Raw genomic sequence first — 23,706 nt, forward strand, 5'->3', positions numbered from 1 at the left:
AGGTGAGTCAAAATCGAAATCCACATTAAATACTATTTAACCCTGATTTTTGCACTAGGTGCAAATCACAGAGAAGCCTCACAGAAATGTGGGGCTTTTGTGTTAAGAGGAAATAGTTTCTAGCTGGGTGGCTCACAGGCGACACACATGCGCTAGCTTGTGAGAGAATCTGATGACGATCAAATAAAACCGCTAAAGATTGTCCATGACTATCATGTTGAACTGATGACCATCAGGGTCAGCAAAGGCAAATCCATAATAACCTGCTTCGTCTCGTCTGACTTCCTTTAAAATCCTGCCACCTGCGCTTTTTACTTTATCTGCAAATTCATTGACTTCTTGTTCTGTTTCTGCTGAAAGTGTGAAAATTATTTCTTTTTTAGCTCCTAATCCATTTGCCAGGAATTCATCTATTTGTGAGCCATGCTCAAAAAAATGGATCACGAAGTTATCCGCACCAAAAAGAAAGCTCACCAATTTCAAGTCTTTGTTTATCCCATTTGTCTTGATACCAATTTGTGTGTAGAACCGACTGGTATTCTCGACATTGCTGACGCTGAAGTTTGCCCAGATTTTTTGTTTCACATTCATGCCTTTATATTTTAGTTAGAGATTATTTACCAAAGCTATGGCTTTTAGTAAGTACCGGTCGGGTGCAGAGGCGACAATTTGTAAGGTCATTTGCGCATGATAACTCATGAAGAATAACTTTCAAAGTTTATTTGGAACCCAGGATTTGCTCATCTCTATTGAGCGTAAAAAACCAGTTAAAACAAAGCAAAACAGCTCAAAAAAATGGAACCCTTTTATTTCTCTCGTAATTGGGTAAAAAGATTTGCATAATCAGGCAAGCCTGCGAGAGAACAATAATTAAAGCCGAAATAAAAAACGAAGCCTCCCTAAAATCGGAAGGCTTCGTTTTCTGACACTTGTATCTAAAAAAATTAATCAATAGTAATTGCTTCAATTGCCTTTTCCAATGAAGTTTCCATAATCCCCGGAATTGCCAAACCTTCTGCACGGAAAACGCTTGCATCTGAAACACCGTAGAATCCAAAAACGTTTTTGATGTAAGGTACATTCGAGTCGTAAATTTGATAAGGGCCTTCCGAATAAATATTTCCGGAAGTAAAAGCAATGTACAGTTTCTTATTGTTATTCAGCAATCCTTTTGGCCCGTTTTCGTCATATTTAAAAGTATAACCGGCTCTTGAAGTGAAATCAAAATACGCTCTTAAAGTTGCAGGAACAGAGAAATTATACATAGGAGAATCAACAACGATAATATCGGCTTCTTGTAATTCTGCAATTAATCCTGTTGAATATTCGTTAATTTCTACCTGTTCAGAAGAGTAACTTTCAGCGGGTGAAAAGAAAGTATTAATGTGCTTTTCTTCTAAAAGTGGTACCGGGTTTTTCGTAAGGTCGCGCTCTTTTACAACAGCACCAGAATATTTAGCTTTAATTTTTTCTACAACTGCATTTCCTAATTTTCTGCTTGCCGAAATTTCCGCTCTCGGACTTGAAATAATGTGAAGTATATTTTTCATTTTTTTAGTGATTAAAATTTCTTCAGCAAAATTATGTACATTAGCTTATTAAAAGTAAGTAGTAAACAAAAGGTTAGTAGTAACCTTTAGGTTAGTTAAAATGGAGACTTATGGAAAATACTGTAGTTTTTGAAGAGCCTATCACTGCTCAAAAATGTTCTGAGAATCTTTCCTTCGTTGAAGACTCAATCTATGTAATCGGTGGAAAATGGAAACTGAAAATTATTATTGTTCTTCAGGAAAATGGGAATATAAGGTTCAATGAACTGCAAAGAAGTATTCCTGGGATTTCTGCAAGAGTTCTTTCCAACGAATTAAAAGACCTTGAATTGAATGGTTTTGTAAAAAGAGTTGTTCATGCAGATCAAACTCCTGTGGTTGTAGAATATATCTCAACGGATTATAGCAGAACGCTAAAACCTGTCATCATTGCCCTTTCAGATTGGGGGAAGACACATAAACGAAAAATTAAAGAAAATTTTTAGATAAAAAAATTGCAGATAGATCGATGCGATTAAAGGCTAAACAATCAAAATCGGATGATAATCCGTCGCGTCCCTATCAATCCGATTCATACAAGGCTATAGACAGAGGTTCACAGGCGGTTCACTCGTCTTCCCAAATTACTGAGTTTATTTTCCAGCAGCCCTCTGTTCTGATAAATTGGAAAAATTTGTTTCCCTTACCTTTAAAATAAACGCCGTTAATATAGCCTTCTTTCTGATATCCTGAATGCCGCTGCGCGATATTTCCAATTATTTTTGTCTCGGCAAAAGTTTCCCTTTCTTCAAATCCGGTCAACGTACCATCCGAAAGCATTGTCTTTCTGGGCTCAATAAAAGAGCTTAAATTGTAAATATCGCTGGATACGTTGCTCTTTCTGATAATTAAGGTTTCGGGTAAACAGATATTATAAATGCGCTCCCAATCAGGCTCACGTTGATTGGCATTTGTAAAAACATCAAAAAATTGCCTGGTTAATTCATTGAGCAGAAATTTATCGACCATTAGCGAATAAACCAGCAGCGAGCTATTTTCACGATCCAATTCTTTTGAAAATTGCATACCTAATTTTTCTAAAAGTTGGATAGAATCAGAATTTGCTTTTGTAGTTATCGCCAAGATATTGGAACGTCCGTCTATTTTTATCTGATCCATTAAAAAAGCTGCTGAAGCTTCCATTGCGTAACCTTTTTTTGAATATTTATTAAGAAATGCAAAACCAATATCATAATCGTCCAGGTAATCCCGTTTAATAAAGGTTATAATACCAATTGGCGTTTCCAGGTCTTTAATTTTTACTACCCAAAAATTACAGGCCGGATCATTGGTTATCTTTTTGATATACTCCTCTGCCGCTGCTCTGCTCGTGATCCCCCTGTCGCCAATAAACTCTATCCACTCGGGTGAATTTAATAGTTCAAAAATAAAATCCGCATCAGGCAATCCTAATCTACTTAGTATAAGTCTTTGTGTAATATAATTTTCTTTCATTGTTGTTTGGATTTAAAGCTAAGAATAAAACACATAAATGCGGCTTGTTATTTATTGGAATTTTAGAACAAAAGACAGTTAATTCGCTTAGAAAACTCAGGATTTACTTATCATACCCTCAATCCGGCATACATAGAACCATTGGCAAAGAACCATTTTCAGCAAACTGTTTGAGGGAGACTGAATAAATAACAAAATGCTATTAAAAACAATTTAAAATCAATGCTGTTTTATATGGATATCGCCAAACCCTAAACTGAAATATGGAGTATTCAAAGCAGCTATTCACATTCAAGTCAATTTTTGACGGAATGGAAGACGCGGTCATCTGCCACGATCTTGATTTCTCCATCACCCATTGGAATCCCGCAGCTGAAATCCTTTTTGGTTATAACAGTATTGAAGCAGATGGAGCAAGCATGAACATCATCATGGATGCCGGTTATTTTGAAGAGCAGCATCAGATGATCAATGAGATTTTAAAAGGCGTTAAAATAGACAACTTTCATTCGGTTAGGAAAACCCGCACTGGAAAAGATATTCATGTGGCCATCACCATTTCTCCGATTTCGGACGAAGATGGAAACATAGCTGGTGCTTCCCAGATTATTCGCGATATCTCCAGGGAAATTATTGCTGAGCAGCAGCAGGCTACATTAGCTGCGATTATAGAAGGATCGGATGATGCAATAATCTCTACAACTGTGGGTGGCATCATTACCAGTTGGAACAAGGGTGCGCAAGCTATATTCGGGTATGCCCCATCCGAAGTAATCGGAAGACATATGGCCCTGCTGCTGCCTGCTGATCGCCGGCATGAAGAAGATATGATTAACAGCAAGGTGAGCCGGGATAATAAAACGGAACATTTTCAAACTGTCCACATTGCCAAAAATGGTGCGCTTATTCCGGTATCCCTTACAGTTTCACCGGTACGAAACAAAAACGGTGATGTTATTGGCACCAGCAAAATTGCCCGCAACATTACCGCCCAAAAACTGGCCGATGAAAAGCGGGCTACACTTGCTGCAATTGTTGAGAGCTCCGATGACGCTATTATCAGTAAGACGCTTGAAGGTATTATCATCACCTGGAATAAGGCCGCTGAGCATATTTTCGGCTACACGGAAAACGAGGCCGTTGGTTGCCACATTTCGATTCTGATCCCAAATAACCGACTTGATGAAGAAGACCGTATCATAAGCAGCATCAGGAGCGGAAAAAAAATAGACCATTACCAAACCATCCGCATCCGGAAAGATGGCAAAGAAATACCAATAGCACTCACCGTGTCCCCTATTCTCAGTTCAGATGGCACCGTTATTGGCGCCTCAAAAATTGTGCGGGATATCACTGCTGCCCGTGAAGCAGAAATTGCCATGGAAAACAATTCGCAAAAATTATTGCTGCTGAACTCTATCGGGAAAAGCATCAGTGAACAAATGGATGTGAATGTTATTTTACAAAAAGTTACAGATGCCACTACAAAGCTCACCGGAGCAGCATTTGGCGCTTTCTTTTATAATAAATTGGATGAGAACCGTGAATCTTATATGCTCTTTACCCTTTCAGGGGCACAACGAGAAGCATTTGAAAAATTTGGTATGCCCAAGAACACTGCACTGTTCCATCCTACCTTTAGTGGATTAGGCGTGGTTAGGGTTGACGATGTTACCACAGATCCCAGGTATGGTAAAATGGCCCCGCATTTTGGAATGCCCGAAGGCCATCTGCCCGTGCGTAGCTACCTGGCTGTTCCGGTTATATCGGCCTCAGGTGCAGTAACCGGTGGCCTCTTTTTTGGGCATCCCGAGCCAGGTGTTTTTTTAGAAGAACATGAAGATATTGTGGTCAGCATAGCATCGCAAGCGGCTATAGCCCTCGACAATTCAAAACTCTTTGAAGAAGTATCTGCGCTGAGCAGGAAAAAAGATGAGTTTATAGCTCTTGCGTCGCATGAACTCAAAACACCCTTAACCTCGATGAGTGGGTTCTTGCAAATATTACAAAAGACGATGGTTACTGAAGGGCTTGGCAAAAAGTTCTTAGAAAAATCGATACATCAGCTCGAAAAACTAAACCGCCTGGTTAATGATCTTTTCGATATTTCAAAAGTACAGGCAGGAAAAATGCAGTTTTTCTTCGAACATTTTGATCTTGGAGAATTACTCGAGGAAGTTTGCGATACATTCAGGCAATCCATGCCTGGACGTACTTTTGCCTGCAACTTAGAAAATGATCTTTTAATTTATGGCGACAAAATGCGACTTGAACAGGTGATCATTAATCTCATCAATAATGCAGTTAAATATGCCCCTAACTCTTCTCAGGTAAATATCCTGGCGGTAAAAAATCATACTGAAAATGTAATTTCCGTTACCGATTACGGCATAGGGATTAGTAAAGCAGATCAGCAAAATATATTTAGCCAGTTTTACAGGGTTCGCGACAGGGATCAGCATGTTTCAGGCTTAGGCCTGGGTCTTTTTATCACAAAAGAAATTGTAGAGCGGCATAAGGGGCGCATTTGGGTGGAGAGCGAGCGTGGAAAAGGCGCAACTTTTATTTTTACCATTCCACATAAAAATGAAGATATACTAATTGATACGTTGAATATATGAGGGCAAAATTGGTCTATATACTGGAAGACGATCCGGATATAAGAGAAATAGTCGCTTTTATCCTTACAGAGGCCGGTTATGATATAAAAGAATATGGAACGGCTGCGCTGTTCAATGCAGCTGTTTCGGAGCACTTACCTGATATCATTATCCTGGACATACTACTCCCCGACGGCAATGGCCTGGATATTTGTAAACAGCTGCGAAATAATGAGGTTACTTCTGCTATTCCTGTTTTAATGATGTCTGCCAATAAAACCAGAAGAGATATTGATGAGTATGGCTGTAATGCTGATTTTATCAGCAAACCTTTTGATATTGATCATTTCAGACAGCGGGTGGATTTGATCGCATAGGACTATGATGATCATATGAATGATTTCTGCTGAGCGCCTGGTCAATTGTTATCCTGACTAGTACCTGGTCGTACACATGATCCATCCATCATGCTTTATCTGTGCTATCGTAAATTATATGATCCAAACTTATCGTGCAGATATCAGAACCCTGTTTGTCCATATTGCTGAAAACAGTCTCTATGCCCCTTTAATCATCATCATTATTTATATAACTGAGGTTCATTAATACCATTTTTTTTAAGTTGTTCCTTATTCATTTCAAAATGCATAATGGTCATATCATTATAATACTTTTTGAACGAAGGCATATCATATTCTTTTCTCAGTTTTTCAACGTTGACACTATCGATAAGTCCGATTTTAGGGATAGCCTGACCGATTTTGTTATAGGTTACCTGCGAGCCGAACCGTTGCTTTTGCTTTAAATTAACTGCAATACGGTCTTCCAGCATAGCATAGTGTATTTTAGGTGCATTGTTTTTTCTGATTTCTTTTTTCAGTACTTTAAGCATTTGTTTCTGAAAAGCAATATCATTATCGGCATGCTGTATGGAAATCCAGAAATCAGTTTCCTTTTCTCCTACCTGATTAAGTCCAAGATAGCCATATTGCTGGTATAATTGTTTAATTCTTTTCTGGTTATCGTTGCCCACGCTGTCTCGTTGTGCAAGAAAAATCTCCCACCCTTTTTTATTGCCATACTGATCTATAAGTCCCTTTGGTGGAAGTCCGGCAAACTTCTGATCGATGTCGTAAATGTATTTGAGTTCTTTTAAAACCGTTTCCTTTTGCGAGACCGTCATTTTACGGGATGCACAGCTGATCATTAGCATGCAGGTGATTATTAAAAAGATATTTTTCATGTGTATCGATAATTATTGCTTTTTTCATTTAATTGTTGCCAGGTACCATTTTTTCAGAACCGGCTTTTTGAAGATTCATGTTAATTTCCCGAACTTCCTGTTCCTGACGATATTTCTGCTTATACCAAAGCATAAACCCAATCCAGCAGGCCAGTAGAATGGCAATTAAAACAAGTTCTGTTCCGTGCAAACCGTTTCTGAAAAAATTATTCAGGGAATGGAAACCTGCCACTGCCAATAAAGAATGTGTACTGCTGTATACCTTGCCAATCCCCCAGGTTCCGAAAAACAGCACAGCAAAAAAAATCAGGTTGGAGGTCGTGAGCTCAAAGTTCAGATGCCACACAAACCAAAGAACAGTGATAAGGATTACAGATTGCAGCTTTGGCAAATGTTTTAACTGCTCCTGTAAAAATCCGCGCCACCCGATTTCTTCCAATAAACCATATAGTAAAACGGTAAACAGCAATAAAAAAGGAAAGCTTCCATGTTGTATATAGGATACAGCCCCGATGAGTATTACAGGAAACGCCCAGAAGACCGTCAGGGGCAAAAACAGGCTTCGGTAGTTTCCCTTTAAGGAAAAGCTTACCGGAATCTGCACGAATTTAATGGCTATGAAAGCTCCTACTGCCGGACCAATTCCACGAAGCAGAATCAGCAGGTATTCATTATCAATACTGCTGTATACAGTAGTTTTAACGGCAAGAAAACGGAAAAATATAGCAACGAGGTAAAATATCAAGAGTCCCTTATAATGAAATTTTTTATCCATAGATTGTTTGTGAATTTTAATTTTCAAATCTATTGATAAATACCCTGTAAAAAATTGACGATGGGTAAGTTTTACTTTGCAGCAAGCCTTTTCCTTAACCGGCTTAGGCTCTCCGCTGTTAGTCCTAGATACGAAGCAATGATTTTAAGCGGGGTTCGCTGGAAGATTTCAGGCCTTTCCTTTATCAGCCCAAGATAACGTTCATCAGGAGTGAGGGTCAGAAGATTGATTTGCTCTTGTTGTTTCCTTAGAAACAGGATATCAGAAACAGCTTTGCCAATGCGTAATCCGGTCTCATTGCGGGCGTAGAGTTCATTTAGGTCAGGATAACTGATAGACCATAGGGTACAGTCTTCCAATGCCATTGTTTTAATTCCAGACTTGGCCTGTTTAAGAAAAGATAGGTAGTCGCTCATGAAGTTCTTTTCGTACAGTAAATTTATACAGATGTCTTTTTTGCCATTCCAGACAAAAAGTGCTAAAGAACCTGACACTACGATATTCAGATACCTCTCGATTTCATTGTAGTCTTTGACAATTTCATTCTTAAGAAATTGCCTTACTGAGATTTTCTTTGAGAATGCTTCCCAGATATTAATATCTGCATTATAATACGGAGCAAAAATCTGTTGAATCTCTTTTGGTGTCGGCATACATTTAATAAGTTTATAGAGGTCAGCTCCTCTGTTTTTCAGACCGTTCAAAAGTATAATTTTGTTCTCAGATTTTCTTCCTTAAACCGACACGGATTTGAAAAGGCTTAACGAGACGAATGAATCTTTCCTTATCACGCTGTTGGCAACAACATTCATCCAAAACCAATCATTCTAATTGGGTTACAGAATAAATAATGAACTTTTGTATCTTTAATACGTAACGGCTTTGGGTAGATAAAATACCAAAAGATACCTTTGCATAGACAGTTTTTCTGACGGTAACACTAATTTTAAACTTCAATAAATGAAGATACTTATAACAGGAACAAGCGGACATTTAGGGGAAGCAATAGCCAGGCAATTAAAAGCAAATAAACTCGATTATATTGGGCTTGATATTAATCCATCAGAATTCACTACTCATACAGGATCAATTACCGACGGAGAACTTGTAAACAGCCTGGTTGGGAAAGTTGATTTTATCATTCACACCGCAACACTTCATAAACCTCATGTTGGCACACATTCCAACCAGGATTTTATAGATACCAATATCACCGGCACACTCACATTATTGGAAGCAGCACGAAAAGCAAACATAAAAGGCTTTATTTATACGAGCACAACGAGTACTTTTGGCGATACGCTAACACCTAAGCCAAATGAACCAGCAATTTGGATAACCGAAAAAACAATTGGCGTTCCAAAGAACATTTATGGTGTTACAAAGAGTGCAGCTGAAGATCTTTGCCAAATATTTTACCGCAACCATAAATTACCTTGCCTGGTTTTAAAAACATCGCGTTTCTTTCCCGAAGAAGATGACAAGAAAGCAATCAGGGAAAATTATCAGGACCTGAACATCAAGGCCACTGAATACTTGTATCGCAGGGTCGATGTAGAAGACGTGGTAACGGCTCACTTGTTAGCTATTGACAAAGTACAGGAAATTGGCTTTGGTAAATATATCATCAGTTCAACCTCACCATTTGAGCAGGAGCATTTAATGGAACTCCACACTGATGCCAGCGCAGTGATTGAAAAAATATTTCCTGACTTCAAAAAATTATTCGTGAAGAAAGGCTGGACAATGCTGCCAAAGATTGATCGTGTTTATGTAAATAAAAAAGCAAGACATGAATTAGGCTGGAAACCTAAGTATGACTTTGGTTATGTATTAGACTGTATTGCTGCAGGCAAAGACTTTCGCAGTCAACTATCTCTTGATGTAGGAATAAAAGGTTATCATTCAGAAACCTTTACAGAAGGTCCGTACCCTGTACTGGATATATAGAAAAAGCGCCTGATGTTAAGTTCAAGTTTTTTCATTTTACACCGATCAATCAGTACACGCCTTTGCTAATATTTCTACAAACTAAAATTAACCCATAGGATTAAAATTTAGTTTGTAGAAGATAAAGACATGGAAAGTTTATTTGAAGGAGCTTTGCCAAAATGGTCAGTATACCATTCAATGAGTTTAACAGACTTAAACTGACTGTTCCCATTCACACCTCTAATGAACCGTTTGGCAGATTTGGTTCCATCTTCGCCCTTCATGGCTTGGCAAATCACATAATCAACTATAATTTTGTCTTCAGGTTTCGGTCCCTTGTAAGATAATATTGCACCGTCTTTTCCAATAATAAATGGTGCGGGATCACTAATTTTCAGAATCTTCCTGAATTCGGCTGATGAATCATTATCAACCAGCCTGTTAACATTTGCAGAAGTATCTGAACCTACACAAAGATTGGCAAACACTACGTCGGGATATTTAGCAAAACGCTCTTTTAATAAAAGGTATTCTTTTTCGTGCTCAGCAGACAGTTTCTTATCCTTCCAAACATATAGATAAACTGTTTTTCCATTGTATAAATCGCCAAAAGTTTGATGCTTTCCCTTCAAATCTACAATCTGTATATCAGAAATATGAGTACTGGTATAGTCGTTATAATTTTTAACCAGGAGTTTAGCAAATCCCTTAACCATCATCGTGCAAGAACTTGCAAGAACGCAAAGGGCAAAAATAAAAAGGTAGATAGATTTTTTCATGTTAAAATGGTTTGGTGCTACAGCTATATATTAATTATGTTTTGAGGAAAGACGATCAAGATTGATCGAAGGTTGCATCACCATTCATTTTTATAGATAAAGGTATTATGTACAGTGCTTTTTTGTCCTAGAAAAAATATACTTTTCTTGGATGAAAATACCAGGAATAAAGAATAAAACACCGTACATAACCAGAATGATCACTTTTCAGCAGGCAAAAGTTAATTAAAATGCCAGCTTTTCACCTTGCCAGCCTGAGTTGCGCAGAAACTCTTCCCAGGTCAGGCTATTCGCATTGATCTTTCTGCTCCATTGCAAATCACGATCTTCTTTAAAATAACCATATTCAACCGCGTATTCTGCCATTCCCAGAATCTCACTGACCAAAAGTTCATTAGTGCTAAATTCAGGAAAATGGTGAAGCATCTCCTCCCGGGTAAACGCCGAACTATAGGCAGCCTTTTTTCCCGTAACCTTTGCGAAAGTATCAACCATTTCCTTTGGGGAGATCATATCGCCAATCACCGGCAATGATTTACCTGCATAATATTCAGGATTTGAAAAAATTTCCAGTACAGCTGACCCGGTAGCCGTAAGAGGGTCTACAAAAGGTGCGCGAAAATCTTTTGGTAAGTAAATAGGAAACACCAGTGTATCGCCATCCATACGGGGAAGATAAAACTCCATAAGGTTGGTATAGAAAAAAGCCATATAGATAAATGAGCTAGTAATCGGAAGTGTACGTATATATTCTTCAATCTTGGCTTTGTCAGTGAAATGAGGGGCAAATTTCTTGCCCTCTGTAATTTTATCTACATTTTCAAGGCTACTGAAAATAAGATGCTGAACACCTGCTTCAACTGCAGCATCTGCTAACTGGATGCCCAATTCCATTTCATGTGTTTGCGGCGGAGCAATGCTTGGGGTCATCATGAAAACACCATATGATCCCCGGAATGCTTCCACAAAATCTTTTTTATAACCGAGATCAAGCGGTATGCCTATCAGTTCAGCTCCCAGCCCGGCCAAATGCTGCGCCTCAGACGAATCAATCCGTCTGGTAATCCCGCGCACCCGGTAACGTCCGCTTTCTAAGAGTGTACGTGCTGTACTCAGTCCCTGTTTTCCTAAAACACCCACAATAGTAATTAAAGGTTTCTCTTGTGTTCTTATTGCCTCAGCAGCATTTAAGTCTGATTTCATATCTATTATATTTTAACTATAAAAATTATAGTTGCAAAACTATTTTTAGTTAAATAGATTTGCAATAACTATCCAAAACGATAGGTCAAAAAAGAAATACAGATGAAAACAGAATGTATAGCTGATTACGTGAAACTAAAAGGGAAAATTTATCCATGTACAGTAAGTCTGGCAATGGATCTGATCGGTGGAAAATGGAAAGCCGTAATCCTTTATCATTTAAAAGATACTGAAAAGCGTTACAATGAACTTCGAAAAGAGATGCCGCATATCACCGAAATGACATTGAGTTTACAGTTAAAACAGCTGGAAAAAGATGGCCTGGTATCCAGAAAAGTATATGGCGAAAAGCCACCGATTAAGGTTGTTTATGGTCTGACCGATTTTGGAAAAACATTTATACCCATTTTAGAGACCATCACCGTGTGGGGAAATCAGATCGTATCAGAAAAAGGTGAATTTGTAACAAACGAGCAATAAATATTTAGCTTTCTGAAAGTTTTTATCTAGTATTAATTTCTACCTTACCTCCGTTGCGGAACAGATCATGAGAAATAAAATAGCCAGTGTTAATTTTTCCATTTACTTTAATTTCGGTAATACCCCTGCCCTTGCCAGGCTTGCTAATGGTTAACACTTTACCGCTGCTGGTTTTCCATTTTACCTCGTCAAAAAGTGGGGCAGTAATGATGTAATTTGGATCGGTTGCCGAGAACGGATATAATCCTAGCGAACTAAATACATACCAGGCCGACATTTCGCCGGCATCATCCATGCCCGAAAGTGCTAAACCTTCGTTCCCTATACCATACAGTTCGTTTAAGATTTTATCAATAATTTTTTGCGATTTTTCGGGTTTACCGATAATGGTATAAGCAAAAGGCGCTTCATGATCAGGCTGATTGCCCTGGCAATATTGTCCGATCATGGTTTCAACATTACGCGCAATATATTTAGGGTTCCAGGGCACAGTGAATAATGAATCGAGTTTGGATTCGAATTCTTTTGCACCACCGTATAGTTCGATTAACCCTTTCATATCGTGGGGAGCATAAAACGAAACCTGCCAGGCATTGGCTTCCCTGTACATGTATTCATAATAAGGATATTGCGGGTTAAAAGGTTTAATCCAGTCGCCATTATCCAATCGCCCCCTCATAAAACGGGTAACTGGATCAAACATGTTTTTATAATTTTTAGACCTGGCCATTAAAATCCGGTAATTACTGCTGTCGCCCAGTTTCTTCGCGATCTGTGCCAGCGAATAATCATCGTAAGAATACTCTAACGTTTTAGAAACACCCGCTTTCGCTTTAGTTTCCACATGTGGATTTTTCACATCAGGATCAGAGATATAACCTTTCTCGATATATTCTTTCACAAACGGACGGGCGCCACCATCCACATTGGCATTACGTAATAAGAGCTGATAAGTACCTTTAATGTCGAAATCATTTATCCCCCTTAAGTAAGAACCGGCGATAGACGATGCACCGTGATCGCCGTGAAAAAAAGTCGGAATAAACCCGGTTTTATCGCCCACATCTTTCATTGATTTGATCACATCCAAAGTAACCTTAGGCGTAATCAAACCTAAAAGTACATCTTTATTGCGGTAGGTATCCCAAAGCGACGGCTCAGTATAATAGTTAAAATTGGCTTTAACGACACTGTGTTTTGCATCTTTAAATTCACCATTCACATCGCTCCTCAAAGCTGGCCATAAAAATGAGCGGTACAGGCACGAATATAACAGCTGTTTTTGTTTCTCCGTACCACCTTTTACCCGGATATTGGATAATAGCGCTTCCCATTGTGCAGTAGCTTCATCCCGTACCTGCGTAAAGGTTTTAGCACCTATCTCCTTTTCTAAATTTTCTTTGGCGTTGGCCGTACTCACAAAAGAAAGGCCTATTTTTAATTCTACCGGTCCTTTGCCTCCATCAGCCAGATGCATAATGGCATAACCTGAGCGTTTGCCGGCATCTTTTTGATCGAGTTTAACTATTTTGCCATTTACGGTAGCATAGAAATAAATATTTTCACCACCCTGAAAACCCTGTACAGCCGAGGTACCCACTTGTTCGATATTCCAGGTAGAAACACCGCTATTGGCTTTACCCATTAAAAAAAGTATTTGTCGGTCGTGGTTATTTTTGTATTCATATTGATGAAATCCTGTCCTTAAAGTTGAAGTGAGTTTCACATTTACCTCATAATCATCCAGGTAAACCTGATAATAACCTGGCGCAGAACTTTCATTTTTATGCGAAAATTTTGATCCAAACTTGTCTGTTGGATTAGAAAGCGGTAAAATTGGAATATTGCAGAGGTTCCAGTGGCCCTTATTGGTATGCGCAAAACCGTAAATGGTGTCATCTTCGTACTCATAGCCGGCACCAGAGCCAAATTCTGTAATAGGACTTAATTGCACCATGGCATTCGGCAGCGAGCTACCTGGAAAAGTTAAACCTGCCCACGATCGCCACCCCTGTGGTAACTCATACCCTAAAATTTTGGGATCAGTTAAGGGTGCAGTACCAATAAAGGTATTTACGTATTTCGTTAATTTGGTTTGCGCCTGAGTTTGGTACAGCCCCGTAATACTCAGAAACAGGAATATGTTTAACAATTTGGTTAGTGATTTCATTTCAAATAAAACGTTTTAGTAAATATATAAAATCTATCTGCCATGGCAATAAACTATCACAATAGTTACCAATTTAATTTAAAGAATGTGGTAAAATAATATGCTTAAATGGCTGAATATTTTGCCAAATATCGGGATGCTTTATTACCTGACTTTTCGTGCCTCCTATTCTATTTTATATATCTTTGGTTTACACACTAATCAAATAACCTACATGTTTTTTAATCGTAAGCCAGCTATCTTCTGCGCCTTAATCTCATTTTTAGCCTTTGGCTTTTCCGCACCTGTTCTTGCTCAAGAGAAAGAAAAACCATCCTTATTGCTTTGGGACGATAAACCTGCAACAAAATGGATGACCGAGGCCTACCCTATTGGTAACGGCCGCATTGGCGGGATGATTTTCGGTGGTGTAAATCAGGAACATATCCAGTTCAATGATAATACGCTTTGGACAGGAGATGAACATGACCGTGGCATGTACCAGGCTTTTGGCGATCTGTTTATCGATTTTGACAATAAAGATGAATCATTCACAAACTACAGCCGCAAATTGGATATTACCAAAGCGGTTCATACCATTAATTACACCCAAAACGGCACCGAATTTAAGCGAGACTATTTTTGCAGCTTTCCGGATAAAGTAATGGTACTGCGGTTCACGGCCAACCAGAAAAAAGCTTACTCAGCAGTCATTAGTTTAAAAGATGCACATCAGGGAATCATAAACGTTAGCAAAAATACCATCAGTATTACCGGTAAACTACCCAACGGCATGGCTTACCAGGCCACTGCTGTAGTTAAAGTAGAAGGCGGAAAGCTTGAAGCAGTAACAGAAGGTGATAAAGAAAAATTAAAAATAACAAATGCAGATGCGCTTACGCTTATTTTTACGGCGGCAACCAATTACCTCAATAAACGCGAACAACACTGGAAAGGTGAAGAACCTGCACCTAAAATTGAACGGGTTTTAAACGCGGTTAAATCCAAAAGCTACAGTGATCTTTTAAAAACACACATCGGGGATTACCGCCGCTTGTATAACCGCCTTTCCATAAATCTTGGAACAGGCAATGCAGCCAGCCAAAAGCTGCCTACCCATCAAAGACTGATCAATTATAAAAAAATAGCCGACCCGGCGCTCGAAGCTTTAATTTTTCAATATGGCCGGTATTTGTTAATCAGCTCATCAAGGCCAGGTGGTTTACCGGCAAACCTGCAAGGGCTTTGGAACGAAAGTAATACCCCACCCTGGGGAAGCGATTATCACTCCAACATCAATATCCAGATGAACTATTGGCTGGCCGAGCCGACCAATCTTTCTGAATGTCAGGTCCCATACCTCGATTATATCAATAGCATGCGGAAAGTGAGTGCCGAAGCTACCCGCAAGCAATATCCTAATACCAGGGGCTGGACAGTAAAAACCGAAAACAATATTTTTGGTGGCATGAGCTTCCTTTGGAATACCCCTGGCAGTGCCTGGTATGCACAAGCGCTCTGGGAGCATTATGCCTTTACAAAAGATAAAAATTATCTCAAGAATTTCGCCTACCCGATTATAAAGGAAATCGCTGAATTTTGGGATGATCATTTGAAAAGAAGACCCGACGGAACATTGGTTTCGCCATTGGGCTGGTCGCCGGAACATGGCCCAACCGAAGATGGGGTAACGCACGACCAACAGATCGTATTTGACCTGTTTACCAATTATATAGAAGCTGCTGAAGCTTTAGGTATTGATGCCGGCTACAAAAACCATATTGCAGATCTTAAAGCACACTTACTGAAACCAAAAATCGGAAAATGGGGACAATTGCAGGAATGGGAAACCGATCGTGACGACCCGAAAGATCAGCACAGGCATATTTCCCATTTATTTGGTTTACACCCAGGCAGGCAAATCAGCACCATTAAAACGCCGGAATTGGCAAAAGCGGCTAAGGTTACGCTAACGGCCCGTGGCGATGAATCAACCGGTTGGTCTATGGCCTGGAAAATGAATTTCTGGGCACGTTTGCAGGATGGCAACCATGCTTATAAAATCTTACAAAACTTTATCACGCCTGTTGGTGGTTCAGGTACCGATTATAACAAAGGTGGTGGAATTTATACCAACCTGTTCTGTGCACACCCACCCTTTCAGATTGACGGCAATTTTGGTTATACTGCCGGTATCTCAGAAATGTTGCTGCAAAGCCAAACCGGCGAACTACAGTTTTTACCGGCCTTACCTGACCAATGGGCCACAGGAAGTATCCAGGGCTTAAGGGCCAGGGGGAATTTCGAAATTACGGATCTGCAATGGAAAGATGGTAAAATTGTAAAACTCTCCATTAAATCATTATCTGGCGAAAACTGCATCATAAGAAGTCCAAATGCACTAAAAGCAAATTTAAATGGAATTAAAATGGAAAAACCTGAAAATGATTTTAAGTATAGTTTTGTAACACAAACAGGAAAAACATATCAGTTTGAAGGATTGAATAAATAATTTCAAGATTGAAGTTAAAAAAGTGGGTAGAACTGTAAGTTTAACAAAATGTAGTGCCAACCGCTTTTTGGCTGTCTGAGCCCAGGTAAAAAATAGCTATTTCTCGTCATTGCCAATGTTAATTATTTAATTTAAGTTTGACTGTTTTTGCGTTGGTCAGAAAAATATTCCCGTAATCTAATAATCAGATGCGACTTAATAGTCGGTCTGTTTAAAAAAATTCAATAAACTCAGGTAAAAAATGAAATATGTAATTAACGACAATTTTATACGAGGCAACAAATATACGAAGATCTTCGTACTTTTTACAATACTATTGTCTTTTCCTTTTTTTACGGTAAAAGCACAAGAGAAGGTGAAATTCAATGGTATGGTAAAAGACATTACCAATCAGCAGCCCATCCCCTATGCTACCATTCGTCTCATTAAGAACAACGAGGCTAAAACTGTCGTATTTAGTTCTTATTCAGATACTAACGGGCAATTTACCATCAATGCAGATACAGGCATCTATCTACTTTCGATTACTTTTTTTGGCTATACTTCGCTAAACAACAACTTAAAGTTTTATCACGGTATGCCTCCAGATATAAATTTATTTCTGATGAAACCTTCTGTTAACCAGTTAGAACAAATCAATATTACTGCCCAAAAAGCTTTGATTACCCAGGATAAAGACAAACTTATTTATAATGTAGACCAAGACCCCTCCGCCAAAAGTGAAAACTTAACCGACATTTTCAGAAAAATCCCAATGCTGAGTGTAGATGGCGAAGGGAATATACAATTGAATGGCCAGACTAATTATAAAGTATTACTCAACGGACGCGAAACTGCCATGTTTGCACTGAATGTCAAAGATGCGCTCAGGGGCTTCCCTGGGGCTGTAATTTCAAAAATTGAAGTCATTACTGCCCCCTCCGCCAAATATGATGCTGAAGGTATTGGGGGCCTGATCAACATCATTACCAAAAAAACTATTTTAGGTTATAATGGCTATTTAAATGCTTATTATTCAAATATCAACTACCAAAGCAGCAGCAATTTTAGTATCCAATCGGGCAAATTTGCCATTACAGGAACCTATTTCTTAAGCGGAAATTACAATAACAAATCGCAGATAACAAGTGAAACTACCCCCTTAAAGCCGACAGCTTACCAAAAGAGATTATTAGACGGAGCGCGTATTGCCAACCGTTTTTCAAATAACGGCCTTTTAGAAACAAGTTACAGCATAGACAGTTTGCAAACTATCGTGGCCTATGCAAACGTTAGCGGAGGCAACAATAAGAGCAAACTGGTCCAAAATATTACCACAAGCTTTGCAGGCGCAGCTACACAATACGATGTATTTGACCAAAACATCAGGAATAATTTCCCCTCTTTTGGTATTGGGAGCGATTTTATTAAAAAATTTATAGGCAATCCGGATAAAGAGCTGAGCTTTAGGTTTAATGGTCAGTTCAGTAAAAACGATGGTTTAAATAATAGTTTAATGAATACTGCTAATTCAGACCTGTTTATGCAGAATGAAAGCTATTCAAAAAACCGGGAATACACTATTCAAACTGATTTCATTCAGCCATTTACCAAATTAATGAAATTGGAAACCGGAGTAAAATTTGTTTTCAGAAATGCAAAAGCCAACTATTTAAGCCTGCGCAAAACAGATGAAAATCTGCCGTTCGAACCTGATTATTTTAACTCCGATAACTTTGCTTACCAACAACAGGTATACAGCGGCTATGGCTCTTTGTCATTTACACTCAAAAAGTTAAATTTCCGTACAGGCATACGTTTAGAAAATACGAGTGTAAATGGCAATTTCTTTAGCTCAAACACCGAGGTAAGGCAAAATTATACTACCCTGATCCCTGATTTCTCTGCAAATACCAAATTGGGGAAAAATTACACTGTTGTATTGAGTTATACCAAACGTTTGCAACGTCCTTATATCAATACCTTAAACCCTTTCGTAAACAATAATGATCCCTTAAATATTTCTTATGGTAACCCTGATTTAAGCGCACAGACTATTCACACGTTATCCTTTCAAAACCGTTTACTTAAAGGCGCTAATTTTATCACATTCGGTTTAAGCGCATCTTATTCCGGAAATATGATTGTACAATATACCACTTTTAACGAGTTGAGCGGAGTAAGTACAACTCAGTATGGCAATATTGGTAAAAATAGAGAAGTAAGTGCGCTGCTTACGCTATCTACCTCCTCAAAAAAGTTTGGCGGTGGTATAAACTCGATACTCCGCTACAATAAAATTGAAAACACCATTATTTCGACCCAAATGGAACAGGGTTTTAGCTGGCAAGTTGCAATGTATTTCAATTATAAAGTGATTAAGTCGTTTTCTATCAGTGGCAACGGAGGGATAGATAAACCAGCGTACAGCCTGATCAATACCTTTAATACTTTTCCTTTTTATCAGATCAACTTCGGATATAAATTCTTTAATGAAAAACTGAGCACAACAATCAATTTTAATAAGTTTTTTAACAAATGGAGAACAAACAGGTCGTTTACCGAGGATGCCAATTTTAAGATTCAATCAACTAATACCTCTCCATACCGGGTAACTTATATCGGTTTCACTTATAACTTTGGAAAGTTAAAAGAAAATCTTTCGAAAAAGAGAGGGGTAAATAACGATGATTTGATCAACAATTAACAAAATAAGTAGCAATGGGAAGTTTTTGCGTAATCATAACAAGTCCGGATTATTAAATGCCGTTTCATTAAAAATTCAATCGCTCACTTTACAAAACATTACCTTTTCATTTTCGTTTAAATACAAATAGATTTAAATATGAGCACCTCCAATACATTACTTGCCGGTCACAATGCTAAAGTTGTAGTACAGGATTTTTTAAGCGCCTTAAATGCCGAAGATTTTGACCTGGCACGGCAGCAACTACATGATGATCTGCATTTTAAGGGCGTTATGGGTGAAAGAAACGGTGCCGATGTCTATATCGGGGATATGAAAAAGATGAAATTCAAATACGATGTTAAAAAGGTATTTGTAGATGGAGAAGAGGTTTGCCTTTGGTACGACATTAATATGGGGCCCAAAACTATTTTTGCCTGTGGCTGGTATAAACTGAGAGATGAAAAGATCCAATCGTTTCAGGTGATCTTCGATCCGAGACCGATTTTATAACTAACAAACCTGTTTAAGCTTTCTTACTTCAATTTCACCATCGGCCAATACAAAGCGGAACATTAAAAATTCATCGGTTTCGCCGATTTCAATCTTTTGAATAGTACCGGATAGATCTTGGTTGTTGTTAATCAAATCGCCAACTTTTAATTCTAAAAGTGTCGAAGTGGGGAGTTTATCGCTTACAAAAATGCTGGCCATATTACAATCGGTATAAAGTTGCAATTTACAGGTTAAAATGCGGTTAAGCTTATGTTGAACAAAAGAAAACCGTGTTTATATCAATTGTCAGGTTAAACAAGACCATCAATACCAACACGGTTTTTCTGATTATGGCTTTAATAAAGCGGGTTTCTCGTGGTAAGTTTTCCAGAGCAGCTCACCAAATAAGGTATTCGACCAGGCAAACCAGGCCCTGGTAAAATTAGCCGGGTTATCTTTATGGAACGATTCGTGCATAAAACCTTTGCCAGCATGTGTTTTACGTAAACTTTCTATACAAGCTTTAATTTCAGCATCATCTTTAGAGGTTAATGCCCGCATGGTGATGCTCATCGGCCAAATCATATCCTGGCCGGCATGCGGACCACCGATTCCTTCTGCCGCAGTTCCCTTAAAGAAATACGGGTTATCTTTCGAAAGCGCAAATTTTCTGGTATTCTGATAAATGGGATCTTCAATTTTCATAGCACCCAAATAAGGTAAACCCAACAAACTAGGCACATTAGAATCGTCCATTAAATAAGAACTTCCAAATCCATCCACCTCAAAAGCATAAATTTTACCGTATTTCGGATGGTTTACAATGGCGTGTTTCTGAAGGGCGGCATTTACCTCATCTGCAAGATTTAACAAACTGCTTTCGAGTGCCTGATCGCTGTTTAAGGCCTTAATCATTTCAGCCGCCTGTCTTAAACTCGATACAGCGAAGAAATTAGAGGGCACCAGGAACGGGAAAATGGTGGCATCGTCACTCGGGCGGAAAGCCGAACAAATTAAGCCAACCGGATTTACCGGAAATCCATAACCCGCCATTGGCAACGAGTCTGTAGGTTGTGTAGTTTCCCGCTGAAAGTGGTATGGTCCTTTATCCGTTTTTCGCTGTTGCTCTTTAAATGTTTTTAAAGTGGCTTCGATTCCTTTTTTCCAATCGGCATCAAAAGGTGTTTTATCGCCAGTTTTTTTCCAGTAATGATAGGCTAAACGAATAGGATAACATAACGAGTCGATTTCCCATTTGCGTTCGTGCACACCAGGCTGCATAGCTGTTTTATCGGTTTTCCATTCTCCTACTTTGCTGGCATCTCCATAAAAAGCATTGGCATAAGGGTCTTTTAAAATGCATTTGGTCTGATGGATAATTACACCGGCAATCAGTTTTTTAAGCGGCTCGTCTTCATTTACAAATTGCAGGTAAGGCCAAACCTGTGCCGAACTATCGCGTAACCACATGGCATCAATATCACCGGTAATTACATAAGTATCTGGCCTGCCATCTTTCTCTGAATGATAAACCGTAGTATCTAAAGTATTTGGGAAACAGTTTTCGAATAGCCAGGCTAATTCGGGGTTTTTAACATTTGCCTGGAAAGTTTTGATTGCAGCATCTACAGCTGTACTTCGAAAATGTCGTTTTGCCGTAGCTACACGAACTACAGGAAATTCTGGTGCGGGATTAACAGCAAAAGAGAATTTGGAAGCTACTACGCCTGCTCCAAGCAAACCTGTGTTCTGTATAAATGTTCTTCTATTCATTATGATGTTATAGTCTTTTTAGCTTTGCCAAACGGTACTCAGCTATCGTTGGTACATGGTCTGTTTTAATGATAGGGATTATTCGGTTAGCATTTAACAAATATTATTATAATTTTTTGAAGATCAAAATTGGAATTGTCTATTAAGACACTCCTAAATCGATTTTCTTGGTCGGCAAAACGGAACATCCAAATCGCCCATAATAAGAAGTCTGAACAAGGTGGAAATCAATGGAATTTGTATCTTTATTAACCAAACTTCTTGCTATGGATGCAGCACAAACTACACTATCAAAACGCATTTTATCTATTGATATCCTTCGCGGCTTGGTCATGATCATTATGGCTTTAGATCATACCCGCGATTTTTTCCATATCGACGCCATGACAGGCGATCCATTAAACCCGGATACCACCACCGGAATGTTATTTTTTACCCGCTGGATTACCCACTTTTGCGCTCCTACTTTTGTTTTTCTGTCAGGCTTATCTGCCTATTTATCAGCTCAGGGCAAAACACCAGGCTTGGCCAGTTCATTTTTGCTGAAACGTGGCCTGTGGCTCGTTTTTGTGGAGCTTGCCATAATCACTTTAGGGCTAACCTTTAACCCTGGCTACAATTTTATTATCCTGCAGGTCATCTGGGCTATAGGCACAAGTATGATTTTTTTGGCAATTTTCAGTCGACTGTCCTATAAAATAGTACTGGTGGTTGGCTTGCTACTGGTTTTCGGACATAACCTTTTCAACTTATTTCCTGCGCCCGCAGATTCGAATGGCGGTTTGCTATTAAAAATATTTTTTACAGCATCTGGAACTGTTGTCCCACTTTCTGGCAACCACTTTATATACGTGTTTTACGCCATCTTTCCATGGACGGGTATCATGTTCATCGGTTATGGAGTTGGTGCCTGGTATAAAAAAGGCTATGCTGCAGAGCGAAGACAGCGCAATTTATTCATTGCAGGTTTGTTCGCTATATTGGTATTTATCTCGCTCAGGTTGATCAATGTATACGGCAACCCTGTTCCGAGAAAGGAATATCACGACCTGTTCAAGAATTTATTAGCTTTTTTCAACGTAAGCAAATACCCTCCCTCTTTACAGTATGCATGCATGACCCTAGGTCCTGCCATGCTCTTTTTGGCGGTTACAGAAAAGGTAAACAATTGGTTTACCAAAGTAACTTCGGTATATGGTGCTGTTCCGTTTTTCTACTACGTACTGCACTTTTACCTGTTACATACTCTACTCGTAATTGTATTTTTTGCTACAGGGCATGGTACTAAAGAAATTGTTCAGGTACCCTTTATGTTCAGACCGGCAACATTTGGCTTTAGTTTGCCTATTGTATATTTAATATGGTTTAGTGTGGTAGCTTCCCTATATCTTCCGTGTAGATGGTTTAAGCAATATAAGCAAACACACCGGCAATGGTGGTTAAGGTATGTTTAACCCTTTTTCCATTTAATGGTACAGCCAACAGCCTTGGTTGCGGTAACTGTAGGCTTTTTACCTGTCGATAATTCGTTTATTGCATTTTTAACATATTCGATTTTTGTCGCATTTGCCTCTTCAGGATCATTATCTATTGCACCGATGTATTCAACTACATTTCCCTTATTGGTTTTATTCAGCACAAAAACGTGTGGCGTTCTGGTTGCACCAAACTGCTTGGTAACCACATGACCGGGATCTAGTAAGTAAGGGAAATTGAATTTCTTTTCAGCTGCCAAAGCCTGCATCTTTTCAAAACTTTCTGCCGGAACGGCTCCTGCATCGTTTGGATTGATGGCTACAACAGGATAACCCTTAGCTGCATAAGTGGCATTTAATGCCGCAATACGATCCTGATAGGCTTTTGCAACCGGACAGGTATTACAGGTAAAAACGATAATATACCCCTTGGCATCATTATAATCGGCGAGTGAAACATTTTTGTTGTTTATATTCTTCAACGAGAAATCTTTTACCACATCACCCACTTGATAACCCTCAGTTTGAGCCAATACAACTCCTGAAATTAGCATAAAAGCTATTAAAATCAATCTTTTCAT

21 protein-coding genes are annotated in these 23,706 nt (G+C 38.8%); 9 read left to right on the forward strand and 12 right to left on the reverse strand.

The annotated features are described in order from the left end of the window. Window positions 1–192: 192 nt before the first annotated feature. Both ACFSR6_RS05540 and ACFSR6_RS05545 read right to left on the reverse strand, forming a co-directional pair. Window positions 193–591: a VOC family protein gene (locus tag ACFSR6_RS05540; protein ID WP_379076060.1), complete on the reverse strand. Its 399-nt coding sequence runs from the start codon at window positions 589–591 to the stop codon at window positions 193–195. 353 nt (window positions 592–944) lie between these two features. Beyond that, window positions 945–1,550: an FMN-dependent NADH-azoreductase gene (locus ACFSR6_RS05545; RefSeq protein WP_379076063.1), complete on the reverse strand. Its 606-nt coding sequence runs from the start codon at window positions 1,548–1,550 to the stop codon at window positions 945–947. Between the two features lie 110 nt (window positions 1,551–1,660). Between ACFSR6_RS05545 and ACFSR6_RS05550 the strand changes: the two genes are divergently transcribed. Continuing rightward, window positions 1,661–2,035 carry a winged helix-turn-helix transcriptional regulator gene (locus ACFSR6_RS05550; protein WP_379076065.1) on the forward strand — a complete coding sequence of 125 codons (375 nt, stop codon included), beginning with the start codon at window positions 1,661–1,663 and terminating at the stop codon, window positions 2,033–2,035. Window positions 2,036–2,156: 121 nt separating this feature from the next. Here the strand turns inward: ACFSR6_RS05550 and ACFSR6_RS05555 are convergent, their stop codons facing one another. Beyond that, window positions 2,157–3,044: a GNAT family N-acetyltransferase gene (locus tag ACFSR6_RS05555; RefSeq protein ID WP_379076068.1), complete on the reverse strand. Its 888-nt coding sequence runs from the start codon at window positions 3,042–3,044 to the stop codon at window positions 2,157–2,159. Window positions 3,045–3,307: 263 nt separating this feature from the next. Between ACFSR6_RS05555 and ACFSR6_RS05560 the strand changes: the two genes are divergently transcribed. After that, entirely contained in the window at window positions 3,308–5,665 is a 2,358-nt protein-coding gene (locus ACFSR6_RS05560) for a sensor histidine kinase (RefSeq protein ID WP_379076071.1), read from the forward strand. Beyond that, window positions 5,662–6,021, forward strand: a complete 360-nt coding sequence (locus ACFSR6_RS05565; RefSeq protein ID WP_379076073.1) for a response regulator — start codon at window positions 5,662–5,664, stop codon at window positions 6,019–6,021. Before ACFSR6_RS05560 ends, ACFSR6_RS05565 begins: the two co-directional genes overlap by 4 nt. A 203-nt stretch (window positions 6,022–6,224) precedes the next feature. On the opposite strand, the gene ACFSR6_RS05570 is transcribed toward ACFSR6_RS05565, so the two are convergent. From ACFSR6_RS05570 to ACFSR6_RS05580, 3 genes are all read right to left on the reverse strand, one after another. Continuing rightward, window positions 6,225–6,887 (reverse strand): DUF6624 domain-containing protein, encoded by a 663-nt coding sequence (locus tag ACFSR6_RS05570; RefSeq protein ID WP_379076076.1) that lies wholly within the window; start codon window positions 6,885–6,887, stop codon window positions 6,225–6,227. A 28-nt stretch (window positions 6,888–6,915) separates the two neighbouring features. Then, the gene (locus tag ACFSR6_RS05575) at window positions 6,916–7,662 is read right to left on the reverse strand and encodes a CPBP family intramembrane glutamic endopeptidase (protein WP_379076079.1); all 747 of its coding nucleotides are present in this window, start codon (window positions 7,660–7,662) and stop codon (window positions 6,916–6,918) included. 71 nt (window positions 7,663–7,733) lie between these two features. After that, the gene (locus ACFSR6_RS05580; protein ID WP_379076082.1) at window positions 7,734–8,315 is read right to left on the reverse strand and encodes a Crp/Fnr family transcriptional regulator; all 582 of its coding nucleotides are present in this window, start codon (window positions 8,313–8,315) and stop codon (window positions 7,734–7,736) included. Window positions 8,316–8,622: 307 nt separating this feature from the next. Between ACFSR6_RS05580 and ACFSR6_RS05585 the strand changes: the two genes are divergently transcribed. Beyond that, window positions 8,623–9,612 (forward strand): NAD-dependent epimerase/dehydratase family protein, encoded by a 990-nt coding sequence (locus ACFSR6_RS05585; RefSeq protein ID WP_379076085.1) that lies wholly within the window; start codon window positions 8,623–8,625, stop codon window positions 9,610–9,612. A 107-nt stretch (window positions 9,613–9,719) separates the two neighbouring features. On the opposite strand, the gene ACFSR6_RS05590 is transcribed toward ACFSR6_RS05585, so the two are convergent. Further along, window positions 9,720–10,373, reverse strand: a complete 654-nt coding sequence (locus ACFSR6_RS05590) for a hypothetical protein (RefSeq protein ID WP_379076088.1) — start codon at window positions 10,371–10,373, stop codon at window positions 9,720–9,722. 225 nt (window positions 10,374–10,598) lie between these two features. Continuing rightward, window positions 10,599–11,576: an NmrA/HSCARG family protein gene (locus ACFSR6_RS05595; protein WP_379076091.1), complete on the reverse strand. Its 978-nt coding sequence runs from the start codon at window positions 11,574–11,576 to the stop codon at window positions 10,599–10,601. Between the two features lie 102 nt (window positions 11,577–11,678). On the opposite strand from ACFSR6_RS05595, the gene ACFSR6_RS05600 reads away from it, so the two are divergent. Continuing rightward, window positions 11,679–12,056 carry a winged helix-turn-helix transcriptional regulator gene (locus ACFSR6_RS05600; RefSeq protein ID WP_379076094.1) on the forward strand — a complete coding sequence of 126 codons (378 nt, stop codon included), beginning with the start codon at window positions 11,679–11,681 and terminating at the stop codon, window positions 12,054–12,056. Between the two features lie 22 nt (window positions 12,057–12,078). On the opposite strand, the gene ACFSR6_RS05605 is transcribed toward ACFSR6_RS05600, so the two are convergent. Continuing rightward, complete coding sequence (locus ACFSR6_RS05605; protein ID WP_379076097.1) at window positions 12,079–14,226, reverse strand: GH92 family glycosyl hydrolase; 2,148 nt, start codon at window positions 14,224–14,226, stop codon at window positions 12,079–12,081. Between the two features lie 214 nt (window positions 14,227–14,440). Between ACFSR6_RS05605 and ACFSR6_RS05610 the strand changes: the two genes are divergently transcribed. From ACFSR6_RS05610 to ACFSR6_RS05620, 3 genes are all read left to right on the forward strand, one after another. Beyond that, window positions 14,441–16,717: a glycoside hydrolase family 95 protein gene (locus ACFSR6_RS05610; protein ID WP_379076100.1), complete on the forward strand. Its 2,277-nt coding sequence runs from the start codon at window positions 14,441–14,443 to the stop codon at window positions 16,715–16,717. Window positions 16,718–16,958: 241 nt separating this feature from the next. Beyond that, window positions 16,959–19,403, forward strand: coding sequence for an outer membrane beta-barrel protein (locus ACFSR6_RS05615; RefSeq protein WP_379076103.1), 2,445 nt, complete (start codon window positions 16,959–16,961; stop codon window positions 19,401–19,403). A gap of 138 nt (window positions 19,404–19,541) precedes the next feature. Next, window positions 19,542–19,895: a nuclear transport factor 2 family protein gene (locus ACFSR6_RS05620; protein WP_379076106.1), complete on the forward strand. Its 354-nt coding sequence runs from the start codon at window positions 19,542–19,544 to the stop codon at window positions 19,893–19,895. Here the strand turns inward: ACFSR6_RS05620 and ACFSR6_RS05625 are convergent, their stop codons facing one another. Then, a complete protein-coding gene (locus ACFSR6_RS05625) occupies window positions 19,896–20,096 on the reverse strand; it encodes a hypothetical protein (RefSeq protein WP_379076109.1) in 201 nt (66 codons plus the stop codon). It abuts the gene before it with no gap. A 129-nt stretch (window positions 20,097–20,225) separates the two neighbouring features. Then, the gene (locus ACFSR6_RS05630; RefSeq protein ID WP_379076112.1) at window positions 20,226–21,650 is read right to left on the reverse strand and encodes a glycoside hydrolase family 125 protein; all 1,425 of its coding nucleotides are present in this window, start codon (window positions 21,648–21,650) and stop codon (window positions 20,226–20,228) included. A gap of 230 nt (window positions 21,651–21,880) precedes the next feature. Here ACFSR6_RS05630 and ACFSR6_RS05635 point away from each other — a divergent pair, with 230 nt between their 5' ends. Next, window positions 21,881–23,104 (forward strand): DUF1624 domain-containing protein, encoded by a 1,224-nt coding sequence (locus ACFSR6_RS05635; RefSeq protein ID WP_379076114.1) that lies wholly within the window; start codon window positions 21,881–21,883, stop codon window positions 23,102–23,104. Here the strand turns inward: ACFSR6_RS05635 and ACFSR6_RS05640 are convergent. Further along, window positions 23,101–23,706, reverse strand: coding sequence for a thioredoxin family protein (locus ACFSR6_RS05640; RefSeq protein WP_379076117.1), 606 nt, complete (start codon window positions 23,704–23,706; stop codon window positions 23,101–23,103). The genes ACFSR6_RS05635 and ACFSR6_RS05640 overlap by 4 nt on opposite strands.

Source organism: Pedobacter vanadiisoli (genome assembly GCF_042684385.1).
In the GTDB taxonomy this organism is placed as follows: domain Bacteria; phylum Bacteroidota; class Bacteroidia; order Sphingobacteriales; family Sphingobacteriaceae; genus Pedobacter; species Pedobacter vanadiisoli.

Coding starts and splice junctions, on each gene's coding strand:
- ACFSR6_RS05540 (WP_379076060.1), bottom strand. CDS start 591: ATGAATGTGAAACAAAAAATCTGGGCAAACTTCAGCGTCAGCAATGTC.
- ACFSR6_RS05545 (WP_379076063.1), bottom strand. CDS start 1,550: ATGAAAAATATACTTCACATTATTTCAAGTCCGAGAGCGGAAATTTCG.
- ACFSR6_RS05550 (WP_379076065.1), top strand. CDS start 1,661: ATGGAAAATACTGTAGTTTTTGAAGAGCCTATCACTGCTCAAAAATGT.
- ACFSR6_RS05555 (WP_379076068.1), bottom strand. CDS start 3,044: ATGAAAGAAAATTATATTACACAAAGACTTATACTAAGTAGATTAGGA.
- ACFSR6_RS05560 (WP_379076071.1), top strand. CDS start 3,308: ATGGAGTATTCAAAGCAGCTATTCACATTCAAGTCAATTTTTGACGGA.
- ACFSR6_RS05565 (WP_379076073.1), top strand. CDS start 5,662: ATGAGGGCAAAATTGGTCTATATACTGGAAGACGATCCGGATATAAGA.
- ACFSR6_RS05570 (WP_379076076.1), bottom strand. CDS start 6,887: ATGAAAAATATCTTTTTAATAATCACCTGCATGCTAATGATCAGCTGT.
- ACFSR6_RS05575 (WP_379076079.1), bottom strand. CDS start 7,662: ATGGATAAAAAATTTCATTATAAGGGACTCTTGATATTTTACCTCGTT.
- ACFSR6_RS05580 (WP_379076082.1), bottom strand. CDS start 8,315: ATGCCGACACCAAAAGAGATTCAACAGATTTTTGCTCCGTATTATAAT.
- ACFSR6_RS05585 (WP_379076085.1), top strand. CDS start 8,623: ATGAAGATACTTATAACAGGAACAAGCGGACATTTAGGGGAAGCAATA.
- ACFSR6_RS05590 (WP_379076088.1), bottom strand. CDS start 10,373: ATGAAAAAATCTATCTACCTTTTTATTTTTGCCCTTTGCGTTCTTGCA.
- ACFSR6_RS05595 (WP_379076091.1), bottom strand. CDS start 11,576: ATGAAATCAGACTTAAATGCTGCTGAGGCAATAAGAACACAAGAGAAA.
- ACFSR6_RS05600 (WP_379076094.1), top strand. CDS start 11,679: ATGAAAACAGAATGTATAGCTGATTACGTGAAACTAAAAGGGAAAATT.
- ACFSR6_RS05605 (WP_379076097.1), bottom strand. CDS start 14,226: ATGAAATCACTAACCAAATTGTTAAACATATTCCTGTTTCTGAGTATT.
- ACFSR6_RS05610 (WP_379076100.1), top strand. CDS start 14,441: ATGTTTTTTAATCGTAAGCCAGCTATCTTCTGCGCCTTAATCTCATTT.
- ACFSR6_RS05615 (WP_379076103.1), top strand. CDS start 16,959: ATGAAATATGTAATTAACGACAATTTTATACGAGGCAACAAATATACG.
- ACFSR6_RS05620 (WP_379076106.1), top strand. CDS start 19,542: ATGAGCACCTCCAATACATTACTTGCCGGTCACAATGCTAAAGTTGTA.
- ACFSR6_RS05625 (WP_379076109.1), bottom strand. CDS start 20,096: ATGGCCAGCATTTTTGTAAGCGATAAACTCCCCACTTCGACACTTTTA.
- ACFSR6_RS05630 (WP_379076112.1), bottom strand. CDS start 21,650: ATGAATAGAAGAACATTTATACAGAACACAGGTTTGCTTGGAGCAGGC.
- ACFSR6_RS05635 (WP_379076114.1), top strand. CDS start 21,881: ATGGAATTTGTATCTTTATTAACCAAACTTCTTGCTATGGATGCAGCA.
- ACFSR6_RS05640 (WP_379076117.1), bottom strand. CDS start 23,706: ATGAAAAGATTGATTTTAATAGCTTTTATGCTAATTTCAGGAGTTGTA.